Source organism: Azospirillum sp. A29 (assembly GCF_042604625.1).
Taxonomy (GTDB): Bacteria; Pseudomonadota; Alphaproteobacteria; order Azospirillales; family Azospirillaceae; genus Azospirillum; species Azospirillum palustre.
In genome coordinates this window covers 153,900-167,175 of the sequence record NZ_CP170464.1, presented here as the reverse complement: position 1 = coordinate 167,175, position 13,276 = coordinate 153,900, and the positions used below count along the sequence as shown (strand labels likewise).

10 protein-coding genes are annotated in these 13,276 nt (G+C 67.0%); 1 reads left to right on the top strand and 9 read right to left on the bottom strand.

Annotated elements, in window-relative coordinates; genetic code table 11:
- Window positions 1–96 precede the first annotated feature (96 nt).
- The 9 genes from glpK to ABNQ38_RS12820 form a co-directional block, all read right to left on the bottom strand.
- Window positions 97–1,590 carry a glycerol kinase GlpK gene (gene glpK, locus ABNQ38_RS12860; RefSeq protein WP_377807762.1) on the bottom strand — a complete coding sequence of 498 codons (1,494 nt, stop codon included), beginning with the start codon at window positions 1,588–1,590 and terminating at the stop codon, window positions 97–99.
- A 288-nt stretch (window positions 1,591–1,878) separates the two neighbouring features.
- Window positions 1,879–3,654: an ABC transporter substrate-binding protein gene (locus ABNQ38_RS12855; RefSeq protein ID WP_377807761.1), complete on the bottom strand. Its 1,776-nt coding sequence runs from the start codon at window positions 3,652–3,654 to the stop codon at window positions 1,879–1,881.
- Between the two features lie 132 nt (window positions 3,655–3,786).
- Window positions 3,787–4,065: a DUF2160 domain-containing protein gene (locus ABNQ38_RS12850; protein ID WP_377807760.1), complete on the bottom strand. Its 279-nt coding sequence runs from the start codon at window positions 4,063–4,065 to the stop codon at window positions 3,787–3,789.
- Between the two features lie 15 nt (window positions 4,066–4,080).
- The gene (locus tag ABNQ38_RS12845) at window positions 4,081–4,833 is read right to left on the bottom strand and encodes a carbohydrate ABC transporter permease (protein WP_149201473.1); all 753 of its coding nucleotides are present in this window, start codon (window positions 4,831–4,833) and stop codon (window positions 4,081–4,083) included.
- Window positions 4,834–4,946: 113 nt separating this feature from the next.
- Window positions 4,947–5,822, bottom strand: a complete 876-nt coding sequence (locus tag ABNQ38_RS12840; RefSeq protein ID WP_377807759.1) for a carbohydrate ABC transporter permease — start codon at window positions 5,820–5,822, stop codon at window positions 4,947–4,949.
- 13 nt (window positions 5,823–5,835) lie between these two features.
- Complete coding sequence (locus ABNQ38_RS12835; protein ID WP_377807758.1) at window positions 5,836–6,924, bottom strand: ABC transporter ATP-binding protein; 1,089 nt, start codon at window positions 6,922–6,924, stop codon at window positions 5,836–5,838.
- A 14-nt stretch (window positions 6,925–6,938) separates the two neighbouring features.
- Window positions 6,939–8,042 (bottom strand): ABC transporter ATP-binding protein, encoded by a 1,104-nt coding sequence (locus tag ABNQ38_RS12830; protein WP_377807756.1) that lies wholly within the window; start codon window positions 8,040–8,042, stop codon window positions 6,939–6,941.
- Complete coding sequence (glpD, locus tag ABNQ38_RS12825; protein ID WP_377807755.1) at window positions 8,039–9,610, bottom strand: glycerol-3-phosphate dehydrogenase; 1,572 nt, start codon at window positions 9,608–9,610, stop codon at window positions 8,039–8,041. The genes ABNQ38_RS12830 and glpD overlap by 4 nt, the downstream gene beginning before the upstream one ends.
- Window positions 9,611–9,797: 187 nt before the next feature.
- Window positions 9,798–11,987 (bottom strand): methyl-accepting chemotaxis protein, encoded by a 2,190-nt coding sequence (locus ABNQ38_RS12820; RefSeq protein WP_377807754.1) that lies wholly within the window; start codon window positions 11,985–11,987, stop codon window positions 9,798–9,800.
- A gap of 397 nt (window positions 11,988–12,384) precedes the next feature.
- On the opposite strand from ABNQ38_RS12820, the gene ABNQ38_RS12815 reads away from it, so the two are divergent.
- A complete protein-coding gene (locus ABNQ38_RS12815; RefSeq protein WP_377807835.1) occupies window positions 12,385–13,188 on the top strand; it encodes a DeoR family transcriptional regulator in 804 nt (267 codons plus the stop codon).
- The last annotated feature ends 88 nt before the right edge of the window (window positions 13,189–13,276 follow it).

The following is a 13,276-nucleotide window of genomic DNA, read 5'->3' as shown; positions in this document are numbered from 1 at the left end:
GGAGGAGCGCGCAACCGAAGTCAGATTACCGGCAGCGGATCGGGGCCACTTGCCCGTCTGCGCCAGAAACTCTGCAAATTCCCGCCATCGAAGCCTTCAACGCTCCGACCGCACCCGCGCCACGGCGTCGCGCCAGCCGCCATAGAGGCGGTCGCGCTTGCCCTGCTCCATCCGCGGTTCGAACCGGCGCTCGCTGCGCCAGGCATCGGACACCGACTCCAGCCCGTCGAACACGCCGACCTTCAGCGCGGCGAGGCAGGCGGCGCCGAGCGCCGTGGTCTCGATCACCTTCGGCCGTTCGACCGGCATGTTCAGCAGATCGGCCAGGAACTGGCAGAGCCAGTCGTTGGCGGCCATGCCGCCGTCGATGCGCAGCGCATTGATGGTGCCGCCCCAGTCGCCGGCCATCGCCTCCATCAGGTCGCGGGTCTGGAAGGCGACCGCCTCCAGCGCCGCGCGGGCGATGTGGGCCGGGCCGACATCCAGCGTCATGCCGAAGATCGCGGCGCGGGCGGCCGAGTCCCAGTGCGGAGCGCCCAGCCCGACGAAGGCCGGGACGAAATAGACGCCGTGGCTGTCAGGCACGCGGGTCGCCATGTCGTCGGTCTGGCTGGCATGGGTGATGATGCCGATGCCGTCGCGCAGCCACTTGATGGCCGCACCCGCGACGAAGATCGAGCCTTCCTGCGCGTAAGCGGTCTTGCCGTTCAGCCGGTAGGCGACGGTGGTCAGCAGCCGGTTCTTCGACACCACCGGCGTCTCCCCGGTATTGATCAGCGCGAAGCAGCCGGTGCCGTAGGTCGATTTCGCCATGCCCGGCGTCAGGCAGGCCTGCCCGAAGGCCGCCGCCTGCTGGTCGCCGGCAACGCCCGCGATGGGGATCGGCCGGCCGAGCAGCTCCGGCTCGGTGGCGCCGAAATCGTCGGAGCTGTCGAGCACCCGCGGCAGCATGGCGCGCGGCACGCGGAACAGCCTCAGCAATTCGTCGTCCCAGTCCTGGGCATGGATGTCGAACAGCATGGTGCGCGAGGCGTTGGTCGCGTCGGTCGCATGCACCTGCCGCCCGGTCAGGTGATAGATCAGGAAACTGTCGATGGTGCCGAAGCATAGCTCGCCCCGCTCGGCCCGCGCGCGGGCTTCCGGCACATGGTCGAGGATCCAGGCGATCTTGGTGGCGGAGAAATAGGCGTCGATCAGCAGGCCGGTCTTGGAACGCACCAGCTCGGCATTGCCCGCCGCCACCAGATCGTGACAGAGCGCGGCGGTGCGGCGGTCCTGCCAGACGATGGCGCGGTGGATCGGCTCGCCGGTCGCGCGGTCCCACACCACGGCGGTCTCGCGCTGGTTGGTGATGCCGATGGCGGCGATGGCGGACGCATCGACCCCGGATTTCTCCACCGCTTCGCGCGCCACGGTGCGCACGTCGCGCAGGATGTCGGCGGGATCATGCTCGACCCAGCCGTCGCCGGGGTAATGCTGGGGGAACTCGCGCCGTGCTTCGGCCAGCGGCGTCCCCCGGCCGTCGAACAGGATCGCCCGCGACGAGGTGGTGCCCTGGTCGATGGCGAGGATGTGGCCGGCCTTGCTCATGGAAGCATTCCCTCGTGAATTTTTGGACTTTATACCTCTCCCGCCCCGGGAGAGGGAGGGGACCCACGGCAGAGCCGTGGGGAGGGTGAGGGGCGATCCGAACATGGATCTTGTTCCTTGGATGACCCCTCACCCTTCCCAAGCTTTCCTTGGGCCCCTTCCCTCTCCCGGGACGGGAGAGGGAACCTCCAGAAAAATAAAGTCGGGGCGGCAGCATGCCGCCGCCCCGCAGTTTACCCCTGGCCCAACCAGGACGAAGCGCCAGGAGGAGAACGTTCTGCCAGCCCGTTACTGGGCGCGGCCTTCCTTCCACGCCTTCAGCAGGTCGTCATAGGCGATGGTCTGGCCCTTGGGCTTCTCGTTGTCGAGCTTGGCCTTCGGGGCGCCGGGGGCGGCGAACCACTCCTTCGGATCCTTCTTCGGGTTCAGCTTCGGCGCGCACTCGCCACCGATGTTGGCACGCTCCATGCGGGCCAGAACCTGCTCCATCTGCTCGGCCAGATTGTCCATCGCCTGCTGCGGGGTGCGCTCACCCGTCACGGCTTCGGCGATGTTCTGCCACCACAGCGGGGCCAGCTTCGGATAGTCCGGCACGTTGGTGCCGGTCGGCGTCCAGGAGACACGGGCCGGGCTTCGGTAGAACTCGACCAGACCGCCCAGCTTCGGCGCCACCTGGGTCATCGCGTCGGACTTGATGTCGCTTTCGCGGATCGGCGTCAGGCCGACCAGCGTCTTCTTCAGCGACGCGGTCTTCGACACGGTGAACTGGGCGTAGAGCCACGCGGCCTTGCGGCGCTCCGCCGGGGTGGACTTCAGCAGCGTCCACGACCCCACGTCCTGGTAGCCGAGCTTCATGCCCTGCTCCCAATACGGACCGTGCGGCGAGGGGGCCATGCGCCACTTCGGCGTGCCGTCGGCGTTGACCACCGGCAGGCCCTGCTTGGTCATGTCGGCGGTGAAGGCGGTGTACCAGAAGATCTGCTGGGCGACCGCACCCTGGGCCGGAACCGGGCCGGCTTCGGAGAAGGTCATGCCGGCGGCTTCCGGCGGGGCGTACTTCTTCAGCCAGTCGATGTACTTGACCAGCGAGTAGACGGCGGCCGGGCCGTTGGTGTCGCCGCCGCGGGCGACCGAGGCGCCGGCCGGGCGGCAGCCCTCGACGCGGATGCCCCACTCGTCCACCGGCTTGCCGTTGGGCAGGCCCTTGTCGCCGGCGCCAGCCATCGACAGCCAGGCGTCGGTGAAGCGCCAGCCGAGCGACGGGTCCTTCTTGCCGTAATCCATGTGGCCATAGACGCGGACGCCGTCGATTTCCTTCACGTCATTGGTGAAGAACTCGGCGATGTCCTCGTAGGCCGACCAGTCGAGCGGGACGCCCAGATCGTAGCCGTACTTGGCCTTGAACTTCTCCTTCAGGTCGGGACGGGCGAACCAGTCAGCGCGGAACCAGTAGAGGTTGGCGAACTGCTGGTCGGGCAGCTGGTAGAGCTTGCCGTCCGGACCGGTGGTGAAGCTGGTGCCGATGAAGTCCTTCACGTCCAGCGTCGGCAGGGTGACGTCCTTGCCTTCGCCGCCCATGAAGTCGGACAGCGCGATGGCTTGGCCGTAGCGGACATGGGTGCCGATCAGGTCGCTGTCGTTGACGTAGGCGTCATAGACGTTGCGGCCCGACTGCATCTGCGTCTGCAGCTTCTCGATGACGTCGCCTTCCTGGATCAGGTCGTGCTTGAGCTTGATCCCGGTCAGCTCGCTGAACAGCTTGGCCAGCGTCTTCGATTCGAACTCGTGCGTCGTCAGCGTTTCGGAGACGACGTTGATCTCCATCCCCTTGTAGGGCTCGGCGGCCTTCACGAACCACTCCAGCTCCTTCATCTGCTCGTCCTTGGACAGCGTGGAGGGCTGGAGTTCCTCGATGATGCGCTTGGCGACGGCTTCCTGGTCCGGCGTCATGGCGGCGGACGGGCCGGCCGAGGCCATCGCCAGCAGAACACCGATGCCGCCGGCCATCACGGCCCCGGTCAGGCGGCGCCGCAGAGAATGACGCGAAGTCTGTTGCTGAAGCATGCTTCCTCCCACTTGATCGACTTGGTGTCGGGTTGACGTTTCGTATTGCTCTCACCGGCGGAAACTGCCGCTCACCTCGTCATCCGCTGCCTTGGCGGCGGTGACGAACCCCTTTGAAACTCCGTCTTTCCCTCACCCGAAGCGGATGACCAGGGCGATCCACGCCAGCGCGACCGCAGAGGCGCCCCACAGCGACGCGTCGGTCGCGGCGAGCCAGCCCAGATGGATGAAGGCGCTGCCGAGCAGGCCGATGAACAGGCGGTCGCCGCGGGTGGTGCGCATCGGCAGGAAGCCCTTAGCCTCCACCGTCGGCGACACCACCTCCCAGACCGTCATGCCGGCCAGCATCAGGGCGATGCACAGGAAGAAGATCGCGGTCGGCGTGGTCCACGCCATCCAGTCCATATCCATGACGCGGAGCCTCCCTCAGACCCGGCCCAGGGCGAAGCCCTTGGCGATGTAGTTGCGGACGAACCAGATCACGAGCGCGCCCGGCAGGATGGTCAGCACGCCGGCGGCGGCCAGCAGGCCCCAGTCCATGCCCGACGCGCTGACGGTGCGGGTCATGGTGGCGGCGATCGGCTTGGCATCGACCGAGGTCAGCGTGCGGGCCAGCAGAAGTTCGACCCAGCTGAACATGAAGCAGAAGAAGGCGGTGACGCCGACGCCGGCCCGGATCATCGGCAGGAACACCGTGCCGAAGAAGCGCGGGAAGCTGTAGCCGTCGATATAGGCCATCTCGTCGATCTCGCGCGGCACGCCCGACATGAAGCCTTCCAGGATCCAGACCGCCAGCGGCACGTTGAACAGGCAGTGGGCCAGGGCGACGGCGATGTGCGTGTCGAACAGCCCGACCGTCTGGTAGAGCTGGAAGAAGGGCAGCAGGAACACGGCCGGCGGCGCCATCTTGTTGGTCAGCAGCCAGAAGAAGACGTGCTTGTCGCCAATGAAGCGGTAGCGCGAGAAGGCGTAGGCCGCCGGCAGCGCCACCGTCAGCGAGATGATGGTGTTCAGCGTCACATAGTAGATCGAGTTGATGTAACCGCTGTACCAGCTGGGATCGGTGAAGATGACGGCGTAATTGCGCAGCGTCGGGTTGTGCGGATACAGCGTCAGGCCCGACAGGATCTCCTCGTTCGTCTTGAAGGACATGTTGACCATCCAGTAGATGGGCAGCATGAGGAAGATTATGTAACAGACCAGGACGATGGTCCTGTTGGACACCCGCGCCGAGGAGCGGCGGATGTTTGCCGGGGCCGCCAGCGAACCGGGAGCGAGAACCGCAGCCTTGCTCATTTCTTCTCTCCCTCGCCGGTGCGGGTGATGATGGTGTAGAAGATGAAGCTGAACAGCAGCACGATCAGGAAGTAGACGATGGAGAAGGCCGCGGCCTTGCCGATGTCGAACTGACCCACCGCCATCTGCGTCAGATACTGGCTGAGGAAGGTGGTGGAGTTGCCGGGACCACCGCCGGTCAGCACGAACGGCTCGGTGTAGATCATGAAGCTGTCCATGAAGCGCAGCAGCACCGCGATGATCAGGACGCCGCGCATCTTCGGCAGCTGGATGTAGCGGAACACCGCCCATTTCGACGCGCCGTCGATCTTCGCCGCCTGATAGAAGGCCGGCGGGATCGACTGCAGCCCGGCGTAGCACAGCAGCGCCACGAGGCTGGTCCAGTGCCAGACGTCCATCACCAGAACGGTGATCCAGGCATGATACGAGTTGTTGGTGTAGTTGTAGTCGATGCCGATGGCGCGGAAGGTGGCGCCCAGGAGGCCGATGTCGCCGCGGCCGAAAATCTGCCAGATCGTGCCGACCACGTTGAACGGGATCAGCAGCGGCAGGGCCAGCAGCACCAGCGTCAGCGACGTCTTAGCGCTGCGACCGCCGGGCATGCCGAGAGCGATCAGGATGCCCAAGGGGATCTCGATGGCCAGCACCGCCAGCGAATAGATGATCTGGCGGACCAGCGCGTCGTGCAGCCGCTCGTCCTTCAGCACAACCTCGAACCATTCGGTGCCGACGAAGAACGTCTGGCCGGGGCCGAAGATCTCCTGCACCGAGTAGTTGACCACCGTCATCAGCGGCACCACGGCGCTGAAGGCGACGATCAGAAAGACCGGGATGATCAGGAACCATGCCCGGTTGTCCTGGACCTTATCCATGGCTCATGGCTCCTTAACCGACCAGATGGCTGTCGCGGTAGAGCTTGGTCCACCGGGTGGGGAAACGGATGGCGGCGTCCAGCGCCGGGATTTCCTGCTCCTCGCTCAGCCGTACCTTCAACGTGTGGCTGTTCAGCCGCACGGTCGCCAGCTTGGAGGTGCCGAGATCGTCGACGCCGGTGACCTGCACCGGGATGGCGCCGGCATTGCCGCTGCGGGTTAGCTCGAGGAATTCCGGCCGGATGCCCAGCTCGAACCTGCCGCCCACCCGGCCACCGGCCGAATGCACGGCGCGGTCGGGCAACGGGATGGCGATGCCGTCGACCAGAGCATGGTCGCTGCCCAGTGTGCAGGGCATCAGGTTGATGCCGGGGCTGCCGATGAAATAGCCGACGAAGGTGTGCTCGGGGTTCTCAAACAGCTCCTGCGGGGTGCCGAGCTGGACCATGGCGCCTTCGTACATCACCGCGACCTTGTCGGCGAAGGTCAGCGCCTCCACTTGGTCGTGGGTAACGTAGATCATGGTCAGGCGGTATTCCTCATGGATATGGCGCAGCTTGCGGCGCAGGATCCACTTGGTGTGCGGGTCGATGACGGTCAGCGGTTCGTCGAACAGGATGGCCGCCACGTCGGACCGCACCAGACCGCGGCCCATCGAAATCTTCTGCTTGGCGTCCGGCGTCAGCCGCTGGGCACGCTTCTTCAGATCGGCGGTCAGGTCCAGCGCCTCGGCCACCTGCCGCACGCGGCGGTCGACATCCGCCGCCGGAACCTTGCGGTTGCGCAGGGGGAAGGCGAGGTTCTCGTACACCGTCATGGTGTCGTAGATGACCGGGAACTGGAACACCTGGGCGATGTTGCGCTCTTCCGGGGTGCAGCGGGTCACGTCCAGCCCGTCGAACAGCACCCGACCCTCGCTGGGCACCAGCAGGCCGGAGATGATGTTCAGCAGCGTGGACTTGCCGCAGCCGGACGGCCCCAGCAGCGCATAGGCCTTGCCGTCCTCCCACTCCTGCGACAGGCGGCGGAGCGCGTAGTCCTCAGGCTTGCTGGGGTGCGGGTGATAGGAGTGGCCGAGATTGTCGAATTGGATGGTCGCCATCGCTCCCGCCCCCCTTAAGCGATGTTGCGCAGCGCGCCGCGCCGCCAGTTGGGTGCCGCCACCAGCTTGCCCACGGAGGAGAAGACGAAGATGCGGTCGGGATCGGCATAGACCTGGATGTCGCTGCCGATCGGGTGGCTGTGCACCCCCTCCTCCCGCGCGATCAGCGTGCTGTCACCGTGGCGCAGATGGACGAAGGTCTCCGACCCGCTGATTTCCGACAGGGCTACCTTGCCCCGGATCGGCACCAGCCGCTCGCTCCGCCGCAGCACCGTCAGGTGGTTGGCGCGGATGCCGACCTTGCAGGGACCGGCCGGCAGGTTGCGGTCGTGGGCGGACAGCGGCAGACCGGTGCCGTCCGACAGCGCCACGCGGTCGTTGGTCAGGATCGCGTCCACCACATTCATCGGCGGGTCGCTGAACACCTGCGCGCATTCCAGCGAGGCCGGCGTGTGGAACACGTCGCCGGTCGCCCCGGTCTGCAGCATCCGCCCCTCGTGCAGCACCGTCACGTTGCCGCCGAGGATCAGCGCCTCCTGCGGTTCGGTGGTGGCGTAGACGACGGTGGTCTTGCCGTCGGCGAAGATCTCGCGCAGTTCGGCCCGCAGCTCCTCGCGCAGCTTGTAGTCGAGGTTGACCAGCGGCTCGTCGAGCAGAAGCAGGCCTGCGCCCTTCACCAAGGCCCGCGCGATGGCGCAGCGCTGCTGCTGGCCGCCCGACAGCTCGGCCGGCAGCCGGTCGAGATAAGGCGTGATGCGCAGCATGGCGGCGGTGCGCCGCACCTTGGCGTCGATCTCCGCCTTGTCCTTGCCCTGGCGGCGCAGTGGCGAGGCGATGTTCTCGAAGACCGTCATCGCCGGATAATTGATGAACTGCTGATAGACCATCGCCACGTCGCGATGGCGCACCGATGTGCCGGTGACGTCCTTGCCGTTTTCCAGCACGCACCCGGCGCTGGGCGCGTCCAGCCCGGCCATCAGCCGCATCAGCGTCGTCTTGCCGGCCAGCGTCCGCCCCAGCAGCACGTTGAAGCTGCCGGGTTGCAGCTCCAGCGACAGGGGATGGAGATGCTGCTCGGCGCCGACGCGCTTCGCCACGCCTTCCAGTGTGAGTGTCACCGCATTCCTCCCATCGACCGCAGGGTGGCGGTATCGCCGCCCGTACCCCTGTTGGCCGTTGCTTCGCGGCGCCGGTCGAACCAGCCGCCGATGGCCTCCCGGACATTTGCGTCCAGGTGCAGCCCAAGTTTGGAGCGCCGCCACAGGAAGTCGTCGCCGGTCATGGCGAACTCCTCCCGCGCGGCATAGTCGAGTTCGGACTCATGGACGCCGCCCCCGAAATCGATGCCCAGATCGTCCAGCCCCTTGGCGTCGCCCAGCAGCCGCTCGACCCGCGTGCCGTAGGCGCGCGCCAGCCGCAGGGCCAGCGCATCGGGCAGCCAGGGCCGGCTGCGCTTCAGCCCCGCCAGGAAGCCGGCGAAATCGGCGTTGGCGATGTCGCCGCCGGGAAGCGCCACGTCGGCGGTCCAGGTGATGCCGCCCTTGCCCAGCGCCTTGCCCAGCTTTTCCGTCGCCTCCTCCGCCAGCCGGCGGAAGGTGGTGATCTTGCCACCGAAGATCGACAGCATCGGCGCGTCGCCGGCCGGCTCGTCCATCTCCAGCACATAGTCGCGGGTGACGGCCGAGGCGTTGCCGCTGGCATCGTCGAACAGCGGCCGGACGCCGCTGTAGGTCCACACCACGTCGCTTTCGTGCACCGGCTTGGCGAAGTAGCGCGACACCGCCCGGCACATGTAGGCGATTTCCTCGGGGGAGATCGCCACCGCGCCGGGATCGCCCGAATAATCGAGGTCGGTGGTGCCGATCAGGGTGAAATCGCGCTCGTACGGGATGGCGAAGACGATGCGTCGGTCGTCGTTCTGGAAGATGTAGGCATGGTCGCCGTCGAACATCTTCGGCACGACGATGTGGCTGCCCTTGACCAGACGGACCGACTTGTCGACGGTGACGCCGGTGCGCTTGGCGATCATTTCGCGCACCCAGGGGCCGGCGGCATTGACCAGCGCGCGGGCGCGGACGGTGCGGGTGGCGCCGGTGTAGGTGTCGACCAGCGTCGCTTCCCACAGGCCGCCCTTCCGTTCGGCCTTCTCGCAGCGGGTGCGGGTCAGGATCTCCGCGCCGCGGGCCCTCGCATCCATCGCGTTCAGCACGACCAGCCGGCTGTCCTCGACCCAGCAGTCCGAATATTCGAACGCCTTGGTGAAGCCGCCCGCCAGCGGCTTGCCCGCCGGCGAACTGGTCAGGTCGACGCCATGCGACCCCGGCAGCAGCTTGCGCTTTCCAAGATGATCGTAAAGGAACAGGCCGATGCGGACCATCCAGGCCGGGCGCATGCTGCTGTCGTGCGGCAGGACGAAGCGCAGCGGCCAGATGATGTGCGGCGCGGCGCGCAGTAGAACCTCGCGCTCTTGCAAAGCCTCGCGCACCAGACGGAATTCGTAATATTCGAGATAGCGCAGGCCGCCGTGAATCAGCTTGGTGCTGGCCGACGAGGTGGCGCCCGCAAGGTCGCCCTGTTCGCACAGCACCACCGACATCCCGCGCCCGACCGCGTCGCGGGCGATGCCCGCCCCGTTCACGCCGCCGCCGACGATCAGAAGGTCGGTAACCGCGGACTCGTTTGCCATGGGTTCCTCTCCGTACCGCGGCGGTTCCTTCTCGAACCCGGCCGCTTTCGTTTCGGAACATAGAATGTTCGTTCGCGTTTGAAAAGGAAAATGTTTGTTCAACGGACCATGTTTTTGAGGCTACGCCGGATCGGGCATCTTTCCTATCGGAAATAAGGTTGATCCGGCTCCCCTCCCCGCACCCGGCTCACGCCGCGCGGATGCGGCCCAGCAGACGGTCGATATCCTCGCTCAGGCTTTCGGACCGTTGCGAAAGCGCGCGGGTGGCGTCCACCACCTGGGCGGCGGCGCTGCCGGTGCGGTTCACCGCATCATCCACCGACACCACCGTGTCGGCGATGCTCTGCACCGCGTCGGAGGCGTGGTTGATGCTGCGCGCGATCTCGTCGGTGGCGGCGGACTGCTCCTCCACCGCGGCGGCGACCATGGCGGTGATCTCGTCGATGCGGCTGATGGTGCGGCCGATGTCGTCGATGGCCGACACGGCTCCCTGCGCCGTCGTGCGCACCGCCTGGACCTGCTGGGCGATCTCCTCCGTCGCCTTGGCGGTCTGACCGGCGAGGCTGCGCACCTCCTCCGCCACCACGGCGAAGCCCTTGCCCGCATCGCCAGCGCGCGCCGCCTCGATGGTGGCGTTCAGGGCCAGCAGGTTGGTCTGCCCGGCGATGGCGTTGATCATGCCGACCACGTCGCCGATCTTCTGCGCGGCGGCAGCGAGTTCCACCATCAGGTCGTTGGTGCTGCGCGCCTCCGCCACCGCACTGCGGGCGATCTGGCTGGAATCACCGACCCGCCGCGTGATCTCGCCGATGGAAGCGGAAAGCTGGCTGGCGGTGGCGGCCACCGTCTGCACGTTGGTCGCGGTGTCGGCGACGGCCGACCGCACGTCGGTCATGCGGCGGCAGGTCTGCTCGGCGGTGGCGGACATCCCCTCCGACGCCTCGCGCATGTCGGCCGATGCGGTGCCGATGTGGCGTGACGCCTCCTTCACGCTGGCCTCGATGCTCGCGGTGATGGACTGGATGGTGCGCGACCGCTCGGCATCGGCCGCCTGCTTCATCGCGTCCTGTTCCTCCTGCAAGCGGGCGATCTCGGCGCTCTTGTCGCGGAAGACGCCGACGATCCCTGCCATCTCGGCGATCTCGTCGCGCCCGCCAACCGCGGCGTCGGCAGCCAGATTGCCGCCGGCCACGGCGCGCATGGCGTCGATCACCCGCATCAGCCGCCGGGTCAGGCGGTTGCGGACATAGAACCACGCGATCAGCAGGCTCGACAGCACCACGACCGCCGCAGCGCCGCCCTGGACCGCGACCGCACCGGAAATCGCCGTTTCGGTCCGCGTCACGTCGGCGTCGGTGCGCTCCTGCTGGTGGGCGACCACTGCATCGATGGTGCCGTTCAGGTCAGTGGTCAGCCGCACCGTCTCGGCCAGCGCGCTTTCGATATCGGTGGTGATGCGCGCCTGTTCGTCGCGCAGGCGGAAGACGCTGCCGGCGCCGGCGCCGAAAGCGGCGAGCCCATCGCGCGCCTTGACCAGCGACGGCCGGTCCGGGCTGTCCTTCGGCAGGGCGCCGATGGCGTTGTCGACGCGCAGCAGCGCCCAATTGTACTTCGACCGGATGTTGTTCAGCGTCGCCCCATGCGGCACGCTGGAGGCGGCGGCGATCATGCCGAAGGCGAGGTTGCCGTTGGCCTGCACGTTCATCAGCTGGGTGATGACCGGCAGTTCTTCCTGCGCCAGCCGGCGGCCCAGCCCGGTTGCGGTGTCGACCGCCTGCGCGGCGGCCAGATCACCCACCACATTGTTGACCGACAGGGTCGACACCTCCAACAGCGGCGCCACCAGATCGGTGAAGTCCTCGTGCGCCATCACCGCGTCGGCGACCAGCGTGTTGAGCTTCTCCTCCATCGCCAGCCGTTCGGCGGTGCGCTTGCCCAGCGTGTCGAGTGCGGCCCCCATGCGCTCCAGCAGCTTGGCGACCGCGTCCGCATCCGCAGTCATGCCACCGGCCTGCCCACCGCTTCCTCCGCCGGCCTGGCTCCGCATCGCCCCGATGCGGTCGCGCAGGCCCGCCAGCCGCCTGGTCAGGCCGTCCATCCGCTCCGTCAGTTCCGCTGAATCGCGCGAGGCCGCCACCGCAGGCGCGTCGGCGGCGATCGCGGTGCAGTCCTTCGCCAGAGTGAGCGAGCGGACGATGGCCGGCACGCTGCTGCGGCCAATTTCACCCATTGAGCGCCCGGTCTCGGTCAGCGACCACCATGCCATCACGCTGGCGAAGGCGGCGAGCATCGCCACCCCGCCGAAAGCCAGAAACAGCCGCCCCTGAATGCCGAGCCGAACACTTCGCCGCCCCCCGGCTGGCGTCAGTTGCGTCATATCCCTCTCCTATACGTTATCTTTATGTCGGCAGGCCGGACCGTTGAACGTCGCGACAAGTTTGAAGGATGGCGGCGACAGCCGTCAGTCGCGGCAAACCCCGTGGGCTGACGCCATCGGGCAGACATCGGAACCGCATGGATCCTGTCATAGCATGCGCGTTCATTTTCGTAAAGAAACATGCTTGTGCTACGAACAATATCGGGCGTACATATCAGCCGTACGGGGCCGTAGGTGTGCCGGGTGCCGGACTCGCCCGGCCCGCCCGGGATGACGTTGGGATCGAAGCCGGGATGAACGCCGACGGGGCCGGCGGTTTTCGCTTTGACCCATCGCGCGCATCTGATTCACTCACGACCCTTTCGAGACCGGAGACAGCCCACCGATGGATGCGCGCCTGGACGCCGAACGCCGCCAGCAGGAAATCGTGGCCCTGGTCCATGCCAGGGGCATGGTGCAGATCCAGTGGCTGGCCGAACATTTCGACGTCACGCCGCAGACCATCCGCCGCGACATCGAACATCTGGCCGGCCAGTCGGCCGTGCGCCGCTTCCGCGGCGGCGTCACCGTGCCGTCCAGCGTGGAGAACATCGCCTATTCCACCCGCCAGACCCTGATGGCGGAGGAAAAGCGCCGCATCGCCGAACTGGTCGCCCGCCATGTGCCGGAGGACGCCTCGCTGTTCCTCAACATCGGCACGACGACGGAGGCGGTGGCCCAGGCCCTGCTCGGCCACAAGCGGCTGCGGGTGCTGACCAACAACCTGAACGTCGCCACCATCCTGCACAAGAACACGAACTTCGCCCTGTCCATCGCTGGCGGCCTCGTGCGCGAGCGCGACGGCGGCATCATCGGCGAGGCGACGGTGGAGTTCATCCGCCGCTATAAGGTGGACATCGGCATCATCGGCATCAGCGGCATCGACAGCGAAGGCGACCTGCTGGATTACGACGAGCAGGAGGTCCGCGTCGCCCGCGCCATCATCGAAAGCTCGCGCCGGGTCTTCCTGGTCACCGACCACACCAAGTTCGGCCGCAACGCGATGATCCGGATGGCCGACGTCAGCGTGCTCGACGCGCTGTTCACCGACCGCCTGCCGCCCGCCGAACTGATGGAGGTGCTGAGCAACGCCGACTGCCAGGTGCATGTCGCCGACGGCAGCGACGCGGCCAACGGCGACGGGGAGGAGGCGGAGGAGTAGGCGGATACCCCTCGTTTAAGCGAAACAGCTTCAAACGCGGCACCCCGGCCTGCGGCCCCGACGCCGCTTGCCGAACCGCGTCATCGCC